This window comes from Bradyrhizobium frederickii (genome assembly GCF_004570865.1).
Classification (GTDB): Bacteria; Pseudomonadota; Alphaproteobacteria; order Rhizobiales; family Xanthobacteraceae; genus Bradyrhizobium; species Bradyrhizobium frederickii.
Genome location: NZ_SPQS01000004.1, coordinates 185,826 through 200,368, shown reverse-complemented (window position 1 = coordinate 200,368; position 14,543 = coordinate 185,826). Strand labels below are relative to the sequence as shown.

The following is a 14,543-nucleotide window of genomic DNA, read 5'->3' as shown; positions in this document are numbered from 1 at the left end:
AGATGCTGTCGCGTACCGCCGAAAACCTCTACTGGCTCGCCCGCTACGTCGAACGGGCCGAATATCTCGCGCGCACCATCGACGCGACGCTGCGCGTCACCGCGCTTCCCGCCGCCTATATCGGCAAGACCAATGAATGGGACTCGGCGCTGCTCACCGCCGGCGTCGCCGCCAGCTTCTATCAGACCTACGAGGAAGCCAACGAGCACAACGTCGTCGAATACCTCTCGTTCTCCGCGGACAACCCGTCCTCGATCAGGAACTGCATCGAGTCGGCGCGGCTGAATTCGCGTTCGGTGCGCACCGCGCTGACCAGCGAGATGTGGGACACCATCAACTCGGCCTGGATCGAGCTTCAGGCGGTGTGGAGCAAGGGCGCCTCGACGCGAGAGGAGCTCGCCAAATTCCTCCGCTTCGTGCAGGAGACCTCGCTGCGCTTCGACGGCTCGGCCTACCGGACCATGCTGCGCAACGACGCCTATTGGTTCTCTCGGATGGGCGTGCACCTCGAGCGCGCCGACAACACCGCGCGCATTCTCGACGTGAAGTATCACGTGCTGCTGCCCGAGGAGGAGCATGTCGGCGGCCCGCTCGACTTCTATCAGTGGAGCTCGATCCTGCGCTCGGTCTCGGCGCTGACGGCTTATCACTGGGTCTATCGCGAGACGCTGAAGCCCTGGCTGATCGCGGACCTGCTCATCCTCAACGACACGCTGCCGCGCTCGCTGGCCAGCTGCTACGGTAATCTCGTGCGCAACCTCGACCAGATCGGCGTCGCCTATGGCCGCCAGGGCGCGGCCCAGCGCCACGCCCGCGGCATCCGCAACCGGCTGGAACACAGCAACATGAACGACATTTTCCAGCACGGCGTGCATGAATTCATTCAGGAATTCATCACGGACAATTCCAGGCTGGGCGAAATCATCACGAAGCAGTATTTGATTTGATGTCCATCGACTGACAAAATGGGATGCCGTCATGGCCGGGCTTGTCCCGGCCATCCACGTTCTTGCTTTCACGCGGCGAGGAAGAGCGTGGATGCCCGGGACAAGCCCGGGCATGACGAGTTTCTTTGCGGCAACAGTCGGGCCTCACAACCAACGACACGGTCCACCATGCGCCTGCGAATCCTGCACACCACGACCTATCGCTACGAGCCGCCGGCCACGAGCGTGATCCAGATCCTGCGCATGACTCCCGGCAGCCATGACGGGCAATATGTGGCGGAATGGCAGATCGACGTCTCCACCGACACCAAGCTCGACACGCATGAGGATGCGTTCGGCAACGTCACCCACGTGCTGTCCTGCGGGCCCGTCGGCGACATCCAGATCACGGCCGAAGGGCTGATCGAGACCCACGATACCGGCGGCGTGCTGCGAGGCGCCGACGAACGCTTTCCGGCGGGCATGTTCCTGCGCTCGACCGACCTCACCTCCGTCAATCCGGCGATGACGGCGGTTGCGCGTCAGTTGCGCAGCGAGGCCGAGAGCGACACGCTCGGCTTCCTGCATACGCTGATGACTGAGATTGCCGACCACATGACGTTCGACGAGGACCCGACCCATAGCGGCACCTCGGCGGCGGAGGCGTTCACGCTCAAGCGCGGGGTGTGCCAGGACTACGCGCACATCTTCATAGCCTGCGCCCGCGCCGGCGGCGTGCCGGCGCGCTTCGTCTCCGGCCACTTCCTGCGCGCGGACGGTCTGTTGCATCAGGACGCCGGGCACGCCTGGGCGGAAGCCTTTGTGCCCGATCTCGGCTGGGTCGGCTTCGATCCCGCCAACAGCATCTGCGCCACCGACGCCCATGTCCGCGTCGCGATCGGGCTCGACTATCTCGGCGCGGCCCCGGTGCGCGGCACCCGCTATGGCGGCGGCACGGAGACGCTGACGGTGGCCGTGAAGGTCGAGCAGGCCGGCCGCGGCGGGCCGTCGCAATCGCAATCCCAGCGGCAGGGCTAGGCGCCGCCGTCCGAACACATGGGTCGTGCTACACTCGCGAGGATCAGACCTGCCCCGCGAGGTACCACATGGCAACCGTCAAGCTGCTTTCGGACGATGAACTCTCCACCGAAGCGCGCGCCGTCTTCGACGATATCCGCAAGGTGCGGAAGTCGGACTTCGTCAACAATTTCTGGCGCGCGCTGGCGCATGATCCGAAGACGCTGCGGCGGACCTGGGAGAGCATCAAGGAGGTGATGGCGCCCGGCGCGCTCGATCCCAAGGTCAAGGAAATGCTTTACGTGGCGGTCTCGATCGCGCATGGCTGCAGCTACTGCATTCATTCGCACACCGCCGCCGCACGAGCCAAGGGCATGACCGAGGCCGAATATGCCGAGATGCTCGCCATCGTCGGCATGGCCGCGGAGACCAACCGGCTGGTCACGGCGCTCGGCGTGCCCGTCGACGAGGCGTTTCTGGTCGATGCAGCGGATTGAACGACAAGGATGACTGTCATTCCGGGGCGCGCACAGCGCGAACCCGGAATCCATCGGGCCACAGAGTTCGTGGATGAATGGATTCCGGGCTCGCGACTTCGTCGCGCCCCGGAATGACGGCCGGAATCGGGGGTTGGAGCGGCCCTTGAAATTGGCTAGTAATTCCGCGCAAACGCGTTCGAGGAATGGAAATGACCTATTGCTGCGGAATTCTGGTTCGGGACGGTCTGGTGATGATCGCCGACACCCGCACCAATGCCGGCCTCGACAACGTCTCGACCTTCCGCAAGCTCCACATCTTCTCCAAGCCCGGCGAACGCATCATGGCGATCGCCAGCGCCGGCAACCTCGCCATCAGCCAGTCGGTGCTCTCCACGCTGACCGAAGGCCTGGAGGACCCCAATACGGGCGAGCTCGAGACGCTGATGAACGCGCCGACCATGTTCCAGGCCGCCCAGCGCATCGGCCGGGCGATCCGGGCGGTGCACGCCACCGAAGGCCCTGCCTTGAAGTCCGAGGACGTGTCCTTCGACGTCTCCTTCCTGTTCGGTGGCCAGATCAAGGGCTCCCGGATGCGCCTGTTCATGGTCTACACCGCCGGCAATTTCATCGAGTGCACCACCGACACGCCCTACCTGCAGATCGGCGAGCACAAATACGGCAAGCCGGTGCTCGATCGTGCCATGCATTACGACGTCGAGCTCTACGAGGCGCTGAAGACCGGCCTGATCTCGATGGACTCGACGATGCGCTCCAATCTCGGTGTCGGCCTGCCGATCGACGTGCTGGTGGTGCGCTCGGATGCCTGCGAGGCCGATCTCAACCACCGCATCGAGGCGGGCGAGCCCTATTTCCACGACCTGCGCTCGCGCTGGTCGGCGGCGCTGCGCGCAGCGCATCAGAACATTCCGCGGCCGCCCTACAAGAACGAAAAAGAACCGAAAACCTGACAACATGAGAAAAGGCAGGAAACGATGAGTGAAGCAAAAAAGATCGCCGTGGTGACGGGCGCCGGCACCGGCGTCGGGCGCGCGGCCTCGCTGGCGCTGATGAATACCGGCTTCACCGTGGTGCTCACCGGGCGCCGGCTCGACATGCTCGAGGAGACCGCAAAGCTCGGCCCGGCGGGAAAAAGCCTGTGCGTCACCGCCGACATGACCAAGCCGGATTCCATCGCCGCGCTGTTCGACAAGGTGAAGGCGACCTATGGCCGCCTCGACGTGCTGTTCAACAATGCCGGCATGGGCGCGCCAGCCGTGAACTTCGAGGATCTCAGCCTCGAGCAGTGGCAGGCGGTGGTGAACACCAACCTCACCGGGCCGTTCCTGTGCACCCAGCACGCCTTCCGCATCATGAAGGACCAGACCCCGCGCGGCGGCCGCATCATCAACAACGGCTCGATCTCGGCGCATGCGCCGCGGCCGTTCTCGGCGGCCTACACCTCGACCAAGCACGCCATCACCGGCCTGACCAAGGCCAGCAACCTCGACGGCCGCATGTACGACATCGCGGTCGGCCAGGTCGATATCGGCAATGCCGCGACGCCGATGACCGACCGCATGGTCAACGGTCCCGGCGTGCTGCAGCCGGACGGCACCACCAAGCACGAGCCGCGCATGGACGCCAAGGCTGTCGGCGATGCTGTGGCCTATATGGCCAGCCTGCCGCTCGATGCCAACGTGCTGACCATGACGGTGATGGCCACCAAGATGCCGTTCGTCGGACGGGGCTGATCTCAAAAACTGAAAAACAACCCCATGCACAGTAGGGATCTCATTGATTCCGCTGTGCTCTGTCCGTGCCCTCCTTGCGGGCAGCAATCCGGGGCATAGGTCTCGTGCCCCGGACGCAGCGCGGCATACGATCACGCTGCCGAGCCGGGGGCCATGCCTCCGCGATCTCGTTCCTGGTCTCCTGGGTCCCGGCTCTGCGCTGCAACGCTGACGCGTTGCAGCTTGTCCGGGACACGAGACCTCGGCCGCGTCCCGGACCGCCCGGCATTGCCTTTGCAGCGCAGCCGCGGCCATAATCATTGGGGGTTTGGGGACATCATGCTGCGCTTGCAATCGGCACTCGGCATTTTCGTATTGCTGTTGATCGCCTTCGCATTGGCGGAGAACCGGCGCGCCGTGTCGCTGCGACAGGCGGCGGTCGGGCTCGTCGTCACCTTCGCCACTGCGATCGTGCTGCTGAAGCTGCCGGTCGTCGCGCATGCCTTTGGCGCCATCAATGACGCGGTCGGTGCGATCTCCGCGGCCTCGCGCGCCGGGTCCGCCTTCGTGTTCGGCTATATCGGCGGCGGCCCCCTGCCCTTCGATGTCAAGGTGCCGGGCGCCGATTTCATCCTGGCGTTCCAGGCGCTGCCGATCGTGCTGGTCATGAGCGTGCTGACGACGCTGCTGTTCCACTGGCGCGTGCTGCCGCCAATCGTGCGCGGCATGGCCTGGCTGCTGGAGCGAACGCTCGGCGTCGGCGGCGCGGTGGGCCTGTCGACGGCCGCCAACATCTTTCTCGGCATGGTCGAGGCCCCGCTGTTCGTGCGGCCCTACCTCAAGCAGATGACGCGCAGCGAATTGTTCCTGGTGATGACCGGCGGCATGGCCGGCATCGCCGGCACGGTACTGGTGCTCTATGCGACGCTGCTTGCTCCCCTCATCCCCGACGCCGCCGCGCATTTCGTGATCGCCTCCGTGCTGGGCGCGCCGGCCGCGATCCTCGTCAGCCTGATCATGGTGCCTGAAATCTCGGACAAGCGCACCGGCGGCGTGCTTGAAGATCCCGAGATGGACGTGTCCGGCACGATGGACGCGATCGTGAAGGGCACCACCGCCGGCCTCGAGCTGCTGCTCAACATCGTCGCCATGCTGCTGGTGCTGGTGGCGCTGGTCTATCTCGTCAATGCCATGCTCGGCCTGCTGCCTGAGATCGGCGGCGCCGCGATCTCCTTGCAACGGCTGCTGGGCCTGGTGATGGCGCCGGTGTGCTGGCTGATGGGATTGCCGTGGGATCAGGCCGTCACCGCCGGCAGCCTGATGGGCACCAAGACCGTGCTCAACGAGTTGATTGCCTATGTCGACTTCTCGAAGCTGCCGCCCGGCGCGCTCGATCCGCGCTCGCGCCTGATCATGCTCTACGCGATGTGCGGCTTCGCCAATTTCGCCAGCCTCGGCATCATGATCGGCGGCCTAGGGGTGATGGCGCCGGAGCGGCGCGAGGAGATCAACGCGCTCGGGCTGAAGTCGATCGTGTCGGGAACGCTGACCACGTGCGTGATGGGCGCGGTGGTGGGGGTGGTGGCGTAGGTCTCTCCGCCGTCATTGCGAGGAGCCCTTGCGACGAAGCAATCCAGACCGTTCCCGCAGATGAATTTCTGGATTGCTTCGCTTCGCTCGCAATGACGAGTGGACAGAGATAGGTGCGCGTTTCGGACAGCTCCCTACGCCTTCAACTCCACCGTTCTGAACTCCGCCGGCAGGATCACCTCCAGCAGCTCGACGTCATCGGAGTAATCCAGGATCATGTGCTTGATCTTCGGCGGCTGGGTCCAGGCGCTGCCTTCCTTCATCAGCGTCTCGCCCTGCCCGTCCATGTAGGTCTTCACCCAGCCCTTGAGCACGTAGACCATCTGGAATTCGACGTCGTGGAAGTGCAGCTTCGAGACCTCGGCCGGATTGCAGGGGCCCTGCAGGCGGATCACATGCGCCTGCGCGAGACCGTGGGTGGCCTCGGCAATGCCGAGGTCGCGGTATTTCGCGTAGGCGCGCAGGCCGTCGGCCTTGAAGTCTTCCTCGCGGTGATGGCTGATGGCGATGCGTTGCCGCGGGCGCGCGGGCTTTTTCGGCGCCACAATGCGTGCCTTCGCCTTGACCGCCTTGCGCGCCGAGGATCGCGCCGCGGCCTTTGCGCCGCTGCGCTTCTTCACCGCGGCCTTCGTTGCGGGTCTTGATGCCTTTTGCTTGGCCATTGTCTGCCTCCCTGATCTGAGCCGCGCCCGCCGAACGGGGGACAACCCGAAGGCAGATTATCCAGTCTTGGACGAGGCAGCAATTGCGGGCGCAAGGGCCCGTCACTCCATGTCCAATCAAGTCGTAGCTTGCCCCAAGCTGTCGTGGCGGACGGCCGGCGTCTCGTATTGGTTCTCACGCTGAATTAGTCTCGCCCCTGAGATTCTGGGGGAATTGATTCATGGGCGGCAGCGTAGGCCAGCGTGCATTTCAAAATGCCCGGCTTCAGAAACGACAAAAGGCCGAAGTGCTGCCATTGCTCGGGCACGCACTCCAGCTGCACAAGATGGGACTCCTGCCGGAGGCCCAGGCCGCCTATCGCCAGCTCCTGCAGCTCGCACCCAAGCAATTCATTGCGCTGCACATGCTCGGCATTTTGGAATCCGATGCCAAAAACTATCAGCAAGCCGAAATCCTGCTGAGCCGGGCGGTCGCCGTCGATCCGCGGTCGGCCGACGCTCATATGAGCCTGGGCGTCGCCCTCAACGGACTACGGCGTCACGAGGAGGCCTGCGCGAGCTATCGAAAAGCCCTCGCCTTGCGGCCCAACCACGCGCTAACCCTGTCCAATCTCGGCAATGCGAGCGTTGCCCTCGACCGTCACGACGAGGCGCTGCACAGCTACGACAAGGCGCTCGTGCTCAACCCAGGGCTTGCCGAAGCCCATAATGGCCGGGGCTGGGCGCTCTGCCGTCAGCGCAACTATGACGAGGCCGTCGCAAGCCTGAACCGCGCGCTGTCGATCAAGCCCGACTATGCGGCGGCGCTCGCGAACCGCGCCATCGCTTTGCGGGAACTCCAGCGATTTGACGAAGCCCTGGCAGACGGCGATCGGGCCATCGCGCTGGCCCCCGACGACGCGAATGGATGGATCGCGCGGGCCGGTGTCCTGCTCCAGATCCAGCAAATTGCCAAGGCATCGCACGATTGCGAGAAGGCCCTCGCGATCGCTCCCGATTCCATTCAAGCTCACTTGGTGCTGGGCCTTTGTCTCGCCGGACTTGGCCGGGTCGAGGAAGCCCTCGCCAGCTTCGACAGAGCCCTCGACATCCAGCCCGACCTTCAGAGCGCGATCTCCAACAAGATATTCACGCTGGATTTCATGGCGGATGCCGGCGTCGAGCAGCATCAGCAAGCGCGGCAATTATGGTGGGAGCGGATCGGCGCGAAGATCGCCTCGGAAGCGGCGGGACCGCATGACAACAGCCGCGAGGCGGATCGCCGTCTGGTGCTCGGCTATGTCTCGTCGGACTTCAACGCGCATTCGGCCGCGTTCATTTTCAAGCCGGTGCTGCAGCACCATGACCGGGCCCAGTTCGAGATCGTGTGCTATTCCTGTTCGTCCAAACTGGACGCGACGACCCGGGAATTTCAGGGGATCGCCGACCGCTGGCGCGATGCCTCGCAATGGACCGACGATCGCCTCGCCGCGGAGATCCGCGCCGATGGCGTCGATATCTTGATCGATCTGTCCGGCCACACCAGGGGAAACCGCCTCAGCGTGTTTGCGCGCAAGCCGGCCCCGATCCAGGTGCACGGCTGGGGCCACGGCACGGGGACCGGGCTGCCGACCATCGATTATTTGTTCTCGGACCCCGTCGCGATTCCTTCGACGGTCCGGCATTTGTTTGCGGAGACTGTTGTCGACCTGCCCTGCTTCGTGACACTGACGCCACTGCCGGCCGGGATCGACCGCGCGCCGACCCCGGCGATCGCGAACGGATTCGTCACATTCGGTGTCTTCAACCGCATCAGCAAGATCTCGGACGAGGCAGCAAAGGTCTGGGCCAGGATTCTCGAACGGGTGCCGGGTTCGCGCCTGCTGATCAAGGACGTTGCGCTCGACGATCAACTGGTCCGCGACAATCTGCTGGCGCGGTTTGCGGCTTGCGGATTGCCGGTCGAGCGCGTCGATCTGCTCGGAGCCACCTTGCGCGACGAACATCTGGCGTCGTTCAATCGCGTCGATATCGCCCTCGACCCGTTCCCGCAGAATGGCGGCGTCAGCACGTGGGAAGCCTTGCAGATGGGCGTGCCGGTGGTGGCGAAGCTCGGCAGCAGCCTGCCCAGCCGTGCGGCCGGGTCCATCCTCACCGCACTTGGCCTGCCGGACTGGGTCGCGGACAGCGATGCGGCCTATATCGAGATCGCCACCAGCCATGCGGCCGAGATCGGCACGCTCGATCAGTTGCGCCGCGAGCTGCCCGGACGGATCAATGCTGCGGCCGCCGGCAACCCGGTCTCATACGCACGGGCGGTGGACGAGGCCTATCGCGCGATGTGGCAGCGCTATTGCAGCAGCGCCGCCTGATTTCCCCTCAAGCAATGACGGGATAGCGCGCTCGCCCGGCGCAGCTCCAACGGAGATATCGAGGAGATATCGTAGGGCAAAGCGAAGCGTGCCCACGCGTCTGTGGCCGGGTTGGAAAGATCGTGGGCACGGCGCAGGGGCGCCTTTGCCCACTCTTCGAGACCTGTGTTCTCTCAATGCAGCCGGAACACGCCGTCCACGGCGCGCAGCTCGGCCGGCTTGATCAGCTTGGAATGCGCCACGGTGACCGAATGCAGGGGGCCGTCGAGCTTCTCCTGCCAGAACGCCAGGAAATCCTTCAGCGCCGGGAATTTCGGAAACATGTCGTAGTTCTGCCAGACGTAGGTCTGAAGCAGCGAGGGATGATCCGGCATCCGATAGAGGATCTGCGCCGTCGTCAGCCCGTAACCCAGCATCTGTTTCCGGAAATCCTCGGAAACGGCCCCATTCCGCAGTCCCATGCCAGACCTCCTTTGCAGGAGCGCATTCAAGGGGCGGCTTGGTCGGTGTGCGCCTGACGAGCCACCCGGTACTGATGCGCTCACATGAGAGAAATGTGACGCAAACTGACAATTCATCTCAAGCCCAAAAGTTTAACAAGCTGTTGAAATTCAACGCGTTAGCAGCAGAGGACGCTCCGTGCTAATACGGGGGCGAGGCTCGGTTAACGATGGCGAGAGAAGCTGGCAATCCGAGCTTCCGAGTGCTGATTTTTTTGCTACAAACCCTTGCTCCCGCAAAATTCCTGTCCTATTTCAGCTCCGCGTGTGCTAGCACTCGCGGGCACCGATTGCTAACAATCTCAAAATCTCAACCCGAGCAAATGCTTAGGAGGACTGCATGAAATTCCGTCCGCTTCACGACCGCGTCGTGGTCAAGCGCATCGACGCAGAAGAGAAGACCGCTGGCGGCATCATCATTCCCGACACTGCCAAGGAAAAGCCCTCCCAGGGCGAAGTCGTCGCCGTTGGTCCCGGTGGCCGCGACGAATCCGGCAAGCTGATCCCGATCGACCTGAAGGTCGGCGACCGCGTGCTGTTCGGCAAGTGGTCCGGCACCGAGGTCAAGATCGACGGCCAGGACCTGCTGATCATGAAGGAGAGCGACGTGATGGGCGTTCTCGAAGTCAGCGAGTCCAAGAAGAAGGCGGCTTAAGAGCTCCTCTCCTCCCTCCAGTCAAACATCCAAGGAAAAATCCACATGGCAGCCAAAGAAGTCAAATTCTCGGTTGATGCGCGCGACAAGATGCTGCGCGGCGTCGACATTCTCGCCAACGCGGTGAAGGTCACGCTCGGCCCGAAGGGCCGCAACGTCGTGCTCGACAAGTCGTTCGGCGCTCCCCGCATCACCAAGGACGGCGTCACCGTCGCCAAGGAGATCGAGCTCGAGGACAAGTTCGAGAACATGGGCGCCCAGATGGTGCGCGAAGTCGCCTCCAAGTCCGCTGACGCGGCCGGCGACGGCACCACCACCGCCACCGTGCTGGCCCAGGCGATCGTGCGTGAAGGCGCCAAGTCGGTCGCCGCCGGCATGAACCCGATGGACCTGAAGCGCGGTATCGACCTCGCGGTCGAAGCCGTCGTTGCTGACCTGCAGAAGAACTCCAAGAAGGTCACCTCGAACGACGAGATCGCCCAGGTCGGCACCATCTCGGCCAACGGCGACCAGGAGATCGGCAAGTTCCTGTCCGACGCCATGAAGAAGGTCGGCAACGAGGGTGTCATCACCGTCGAGGAAGCCAAGTCGCTCGAGACCGAGCTCGACGTCGTCGAGGGCATGCAGTTCGACCGCGGCTACATCTCGCCCTACTTCGTCACCAACGCCGACAAGATGCGCGTTGAGATGGACGACGCCTACATCCTCATCAACGAGAAGAAGCTCTCCTCGCTGAACGAGCTGCTGCCGCTGCTCGAGGCCGTGGTGCAGACCGGCAAGCCGCTGGTCATCGTCGCCGAGGACGTCGAAGGCGAGGCGCTCGCGACCCTGGTCGTGAACCGCCTGCGCGGCGGCCTCAAGGTCGCGGCCGTCAAGGCGCCGGGCTTCGGCGATCGCCGCAAGGCCATGCTGCAGGACATCGCGATCCTGACCGGCGGCCAGGCGATCTCGGAAGATCTCGGCATCAAGCTCGAGAACGTCACGCTCAACATGCTCGGTCGCGCCAAGAAGGTGATGATCGACAAGGAGAACACCACGATCGTCAACGGCGCCGGCAAGAAGGCCGACATCGAGGCGCGCGTGGCCCAGATCAAGGCGCAGATCGAGGAAACCACCTCGGACTACGACCGTGAGAAGCTCCAGGAGCGTCTGGCCAAGCTCGCCGGCGGCGTCGCGGTGATCCGCGTCGGCGGCGCGACCGAGGTCGAGGTCAAGGAGCGCAAGGATCGCGTTGATGACGCGATGCATGCGACCCGCGCGGCTGTCGAGGAAGGCATCGTCCCGGGCGGCGGCGTCGCCCTGCTCCGTGCCTCCGAGCAGCTCAAGGGCCTGCGCACCAAGAACGACGACCAGAAGACCGGCGTCGAGATCGTGCGCAAGGCGCTGTCGGCTCCCGCTCGCCAGATCGCGATCAACGCCGGTGAAGACGGCTCGGTGATCGTCGGCAAGATCCTGGAGAACAAGGCCTACAATTACGGCTTCGACTCCCAGACCGGCGAATATGCCGACCTCGTCAAGAAGGGCATCATCGACCCGACCAAGGTGGTCCGCACCGCGATCCAGAACGCTGCCTCGGTTGCCGCGCTCCTGATCACCACGGAAGCCATGGTCGCCGAGCTGCCCAAGAAGGGCGGCGCCGGCCCGGCGATGCCCCCCGGCGGCGGCATGGGCGGCATGGACTTCTGATCCAGCCACCTCAAACACTACGAAACCCCGGCAGCGATGCCGGGGTTTTTGTTTTGCGTGTCACACGCAAAAGTAGCAAGATCGGTCATTCCGGGGCGCGACGAAGTCGCGAGCCCGGAATCCATTTCACCGCTTGCTCATGGCCTATTACGTTTACCTCCTCGCCAGCAAGAAATACGGCACGCTTTACATCGGCGTGACGAATGACATCATCCGCCGCATCCACGAACATAAGAGCAAAGTCGCCGCTGGATTCAGCAAGCGGTACTGCGTCGACAGGCTGGTTTGGTTCGAGATCTACGACGATCCCGTCACTGCCATTACGCGGGAGAAGGAATTGAAGAAGTGGCGGCGGGAATGAAAGGTGCGGCTCATTGAGGAGAACAATCCTCAGTGGATCGACCTGTATCCACAGATTGCGGTCTGAACTTGCGGATCAATGGATTCCGGGCTCGGCGCTACGCGCCGCCCCGGAATGACGGGGTGAGAGACTTTCCCCTCACTCCACCTTTCCCAGCCGCTCGAAGTGCGGCTCGCCGTCTTCGTCGAGCGACCAGATGATCCGCGTCACCTTGCCGATCAGGTTGTCCATCGGCACGAAACCGAACGTCGACATGCGGCCGTCGGTGGAATTGTCGCGGTTGTCGCCGAGCACGAAGAAGTGGCCAGGCGGCACCGTGAAGACGGCGGTATTGTCGAGGAAACCGTCGTCGGCGCAGTCGTGGGTGACATAGGACGCGCCGTTCGGCAGCGTCTCGCGCCAGCGCTTGACGGTGGCGCCCTCGTCGACGCCGCAGGTGGTGCCGGCGAGCTTCCTCTCCAGGGCGACGCGCGTCACCGGACGGTCGTTGAGGACGAGCCGGCCCTGCCGCATCTGGATGCGGTCGCCGGGCAGCCCGACCACGCGTTTGACGTAGTCGACCGAATTGTCCTTCGCCGTCCGGAACACGACGATGTCGCCGTATTCCGGATCGGCGGCAAGGACGCGGCCCGAGATCCAGGACGCCGCGAACGGGAAGGAATAGCGGCCGTAGCCGTAGGCGTATTTGGCGGCGAAGACGTAGTCGCCGACCATCAGCGTCGGCGTCATCGAACCCGAGGGGATGCTGAACGGCTGGTACAGAACGAAGCGAAACAGGACCAGCGGCGACCACAGCACCGGGACCAGCAGGATCAGGATGAGAATCGCCTTCCATTCCCGCGACTGGGCTCTCGAGCGCCGGATCGTTTGCGAAAGAGTGGTCATGCGCTTGCCCCGGTCAGGTCTCGTCGCGAGATTACGCAACCTTGGCGCGCGCGCAATCCCTGCTCCGTGATCTTGGTCGCACGTCGCGCGCACCGCGTTCAATGCGAAGGCCCGAACCTTGCCAGCGCTCGGCGGTGCGACCCATCCTTGAAGCAGTGCCTGACCCAGTCGATCGTCACGCGGGTCGCTGCGTCGCGCTTGAGGTGGTTCTGCACCAGGAGCCAGACGTCGCGCCGTTTCGACAGCAGCGTGGCACGCAGGCTGCGGTCGGCGAGCAGCGCGGTGCAGCTGTGCTCGGGCAGCACGCCGACGGCCTGATGCGACTGGATCATGGTCCGGATGATGCGGACATTGTCGGTGACGCAGCGCACGTTCGTCAGCCGCTTCGCGCGCAGGAACTGCGCTTCCGGAATGGTGTCGAGCTCGTCCGGATAGACGCAGGCGATCGGCTCGCCGCCCGAGCGGTCGGCGGGCTCGAAGAAATACAGCCTGACGTCGCCGAGCTTGGAGATGGTGAAGTCGCCCTTCTCCGGCTTGCGTAGGCGGATGGCGAGGTCGGCCTGCCAGCGCGAGAATTTGACGTTGCCGCTGGAGGTGAGGAATTGCAGGGTCAGGCCGGGATGATCGCGCAGGAAGCTGCTTGCCCGCGGCGCCAGCAGCTCTTCGGCAACCGCGTTGGTCGAGGCGATGCGCAGGCGGCCGACGGGCCCCACCTGGCTCTCCTTGATGCGGTCGATCGCCGCGGCATGGGCGGCCATCGCGCCGACATGCTCGAGCACCGCCTCGCAATGGCGCGTCGGCCGCCGCAGCCCGTCCACCGCATCGAACAGCGGCACACCGAGATCGCGCTGGATGCGCGCGAGCCGGCGGCCGACGGTGGTCTCGTCGATGCGCAGCCGCGCGCTGGCGCCGGCATAGGTGCCCTCGTCCCTCACCGCGGCGATGATGCGCAGATCGTCCCAGTTCATTCCGCCGAGCCTAGCAGGCGATGCCGCGCTCTGCAAATCTGCAGCCGTAAGCTGCAATAGTCCTGCACAATGGCAGGCCAGTGCTGAGCTAATGTCGCACCATCCGACATCCCTTTAAGGCCTGACCCGCATGACCGCTCCGAAGACCCTGCTCGAACTCGCCGGCGCCGATCTCGATCCGCCGAAGCTCCACGAGGCCTGCCTCGTGCTGATCGACATCCAGAACGAATATTGTTCCGGTCCGCTGGCCCTGCCCGATGCGCAACCCGCGATCTCCGCGGCGGCGCGCCTGCTGGCGCGGGCGCGGCAGAGCGGCGCGGCGATCTTCCATGTTGCGCACAAGGGCCGCGCCGGCGGCCTGTTCGACCGCGAGGGCGCGCGCGGCGCGATCGTCGAGCGCCTGACGCCGCTCGCGAGCGAGCCCGTGATCGAGAAAGCGCTGCCGAACTCGTTCGCCGGCACCGATCTGCAAGCGCGCCTTGCCGCCACCGGGCGCAAGAACATCGTGCTGGCCGGCTTCATGACCCACATGTGCGTCTCCTCGACCGCCCGCGCCGCGCTCGATCTCGGCCTGCGCACGACGATCGCGGCCGATGCCTGCGCCACCCGCGACCTGCCGGACGGACGCGGCGGCACGCTCGACGCCCGGACGATTCACGAGGTCGCGCTGGCCGAGCTCTCGGACCGGTTCGCGATCATCGCGCAGAGCGATGCGCTGACCTGACGGAGCTGG

14 protein-coding genes and 1 pseudogene are annotated in these 14,543 nt (G+C 64.5%); 11 read left to right on the top strand and 4 right to left on the bottom strand.

Annotated elements, in window-relative coordinates:
- Positions 1-2 precede the first annotated feature (2 nt).
- The 6 genes from E4K64_RS08795 to E4K64_RS08770 all read left to right on the top strand — a co-directional run bounded on the left by E4K64_RS08795 (position 3) and on the right by E4K64_RS08770 (position 5,742).
- The gene (locus E4K64_RS08795) at positions 3-947 is read left to right on the top strand and encodes an alpha-E domain-containing protein (RefSeq protein ID WP_126257831.1); all 945 of its coding nucleotides are present in this window, start codon (positions 3-5) and stop codon (positions 945-947) included.
- Positions 948-1,115: 168 nt separating this feature from the next.
- Positions 1,116-1,964: a transglutaminase family protein gene (locus E4K64_RS08790; protein ID WP_126257830.1), complete on the top strand. Its 849-nt coding sequence runs from the start codon at positions 1,116-1,118 to the stop codon at positions 1,962-1,964.
- A gap of 68 nt (positions 1,965-2,032) precedes the next feature.
- A complete protein-coding gene (locus E4K64_RS08785) occupies positions 2,033-2,440 on the top strand; it encodes a carboxymuconolactone decarboxylase family protein (protein WP_028141193.1) in 408 nt (135 codons plus the stop codon).
- 191 nt (positions 2,441-2,631) lie between these two features.
- Positions 2,632-3,390 carry a proteasome-type protease gene (locus E4K64_RS08780; RefSeq protein ID WP_126257829.1) on the top strand — a complete coding sequence of 253 codons (759 nt, stop codon included), beginning with the start codon at positions 2,632-2,634 and terminating at the stop codon, positions 3,388-3,390.
- Between the two features lie 24 nt (positions 3,391-3,414).
- Positions 3,415-4,173, top strand: a complete 759-nt coding sequence (locus E4K64_RS08775) for an SDR family oxidoreductase (protein WP_100231326.1) — start codon at positions 3,415-3,417, stop codon at positions 4,171-4,173.
- Positions 4,174-4,491: 318 nt separating this feature from the next.
- A complete protein-coding gene (locus E4K64_RS08770) occupies positions 4,492-5,742 on the top strand; it encodes a NupC/NupG family nucleoside CNT transporter (RefSeq protein ID WP_135163153.1) in 1,251 nt (416 codons plus the stop codon).
- A gap of 134 nt (positions 5,743-5,876) precedes the next feature.
- Here E4K64_RS08770 and E4K64_RS08765 read toward each other — a convergent pair whose 3' ends face one another.
- Positions 5,877-6,404 (bottom strand): cupin domain-containing protein, encoded by a 528-nt coding sequence (locus E4K64_RS08765; RefSeq protein WP_126257827.1) that lies wholly within the window; start codon positions 6,402-6,404, stop codon positions 5,877-5,879.
- A gap of 221 nt (positions 6,405-6,625) precedes the next feature.
- On the opposite strand from E4K64_RS08765, the gene E4K64_RS08760 reads away from it, so the two are divergent.
- A complete protein-coding gene (locus tag E4K64_RS08760; protein WP_135163152.1) occupies positions 6,626-8,755 on the top strand; it encodes an O-linked N-acetylglucosamine transferase, SPINDLY family protein in 2,130 nt (709 codons plus the stop codon).
- 173 nt (positions 8,756-8,928) lie between these two features.
- Here E4K64_RS08760 and E4K64_RS08755 read toward each other — a convergent pair whose 3' ends face one another.
- On the bottom strand, positions 8,929-9,216 hold the full coding sequence (locus tag E4K64_RS08755) for an usg protein (RefSeq protein WP_049820194.1): 288 nt from the start codon (positions 9,214-9,216) through the stop codon (positions 8,929-8,931).
- A gap of 379 nt (positions 9,217-9,595) precedes the next feature.
- Between E4K64_RS08755 and groES the strand changes: the two genes are divergently transcribed.
- From groES to E4K64_RS08740, 3 genes and pseudogenes are all read left to right on the top strand, one after another.
- Complete coding sequence (groES, locus tag E4K64_RS08750; protein WP_024340799.1) at positions 9,596-9,910, top strand: co-chaperone GroES; 315 nt, start codon at positions 9,596-9,598, stop codon at positions 9,908-9,910.
- Between the two features lie 45 nt (positions 9,911-9,955).
- On the top strand, positions 9,956-11,596 hold the full coding sequence (gene groL / locus E4K64_RS08745; RefSeq protein WP_035696468.1) for a chaperonin GroEL: 1,641 nt from the start codon (positions 9,956-9,958) through the stop codon (positions 11,594-11,596).
- A 139-nt stretch (positions 11,597-11,735) separates the two neighbouring features.
- Positions 11,736-12,023 (top strand): annotated as a pseudogene (locus E4K64_RS08740) (GIY-YIG nuclease family protein).
- Between the two features lie 72 nt (positions 12,024-12,095).
- On the opposite strand, the gene lepB reads toward E4K64_RS08740, so the two are convergent.
- The gene (gene lepB, locus E4K64_RS08735) at positions 12,096-12,842 is read right to left on the bottom strand and encodes a signal peptidase I (RefSeq protein ID WP_135163150.1); all 747 of its coding nucleotides are present in this window, start codon (positions 12,840-12,842) and stop codon (positions 12,096-12,098) included.
- Between the two features lie 98 nt (positions 12,843-12,940).
- The gene (locus E4K64_RS08730) at positions 12,941-13,810 is read right to left on the bottom strand and encodes a LysR family transcriptional regulator (protein WP_135163149.1); all 870 of its coding nucleotides are present in this window, start codon (positions 13,808-13,810) and stop codon (positions 12,941-12,943) included.
- 130 nt (positions 13,811-13,940) lie between these two features.
- Between E4K64_RS08730 and E4K64_RS08725 the strand changes: the two genes are divergently transcribed.
- A complete protein-coding gene (locus E4K64_RS08725) occupies positions 13,941-14,534 on the top strand; it encodes a cysteine hydrolase family protein (protein WP_135163148.1) in 594 nt (197 codons plus the stop codon).
- Positions 14,535-14,543: the final 9 nt, after the last annotated feature.

What these genes read in the sequence shown, in the direction of transcription:
- E4K64_RS08795 (WP_126257831.1), top strand. Translation starts at nt 3, where the DNA reads ATGCTGTCGCGTACCGCCGAAAACCTCTACTGGCTCGCCCGCTACGTC.
- E4K64_RS08790 (WP_126257830.1), top strand. Translation starts at nt 1,116, where the DNA reads ATGCGCCTGCGAATCCTGCACACCACGACCTATCGCTACGAGCCGCCG.
- E4K64_RS08785 (WP_028141193.1), top strand. Translation starts at nt 2,033, where the DNA reads ATGGCAACCGTCAAGCTGCTTTCGGACGATGAACTCTCCACCGAAGCG.
- E4K64_RS08780 (WP_126257829.1), top strand. Translation starts at nt 2,632, where the DNA reads ATGACCTATTGCTGCGGAATTCTGGTTCGGGACGGTCTGGTGATGATC.
- E4K64_RS08775 (WP_100231326.1), top strand. Translation starts at nt 3,415, where the DNA reads ATGAGTGAAGCAAAAAAGATCGCCGTGGTGACGGGCGCCGGCACCGGC.
- E4K64_RS08770 (WP_135163153.1), top strand. Translation starts at nt 4,492, where the DNA reads ATGCTGCGCTTGCAATCGGCACTCGGCATTTTCGTATTGCTGTTGATC.
- E4K64_RS08765 (WP_126257827.1), bottom strand. Translation starts at nt 6,404, where the DNA reads ATGGCCAAGCAAAAGGCATCAAGACCCGCAACGAAGGCCGCGGTGAAG.
- E4K64_RS08760 (WP_135163152.1), top strand. Translation starts at nt 6,626, where the DNA reads ATGGGCGGCAGCGTAGGCCAGCGTGCATTTCAAAATGCCCGGCTTCAG.
- E4K64_RS08755 (WP_049820194.1), bottom strand. Translation starts at nt 9,216, where the DNA reads ATGGGACTGCGGAATGGGGCCGTTTCCGAGGATTTCCGGAAACAGATG.
- groES (WP_024340799.1), top strand. Translation starts at nt 9,596, where the DNA reads ATGAAATTCCGTCCGCTTCACGACCGCGTCGTGGTCAAGCGCATCGAC.
- groL (WP_035696468.1), top strand. Translation starts at nt 9,956, where the DNA reads ATGGCAGCCAAAGAAGTCAAATTCTCGGTTGATGCGCGCGACAAGATG.
- lepB (WP_135163150.1), bottom strand. Translation starts at nt 12,842, where the DNA reads ATGACCACTCTTTCGCAAACGATCCGGCGCTCGAGAGCCCAGTCGCGG.
- E4K64_RS08730 (WP_135163149.1), bottom strand. Translation starts at nt 13,810, where the DNA reads ATGAACTGGGACGATCTGCGCATCATCGCCGCGGTGAGGGACGAGGGC.
- E4K64_RS08725 (WP_135163148.1), top strand. Translation starts at nt 13,941, where the DNA reads ATGACCGCTCCGAAGACCCTGCTCGAACTCGCCGGCGCCGATCTCGAT.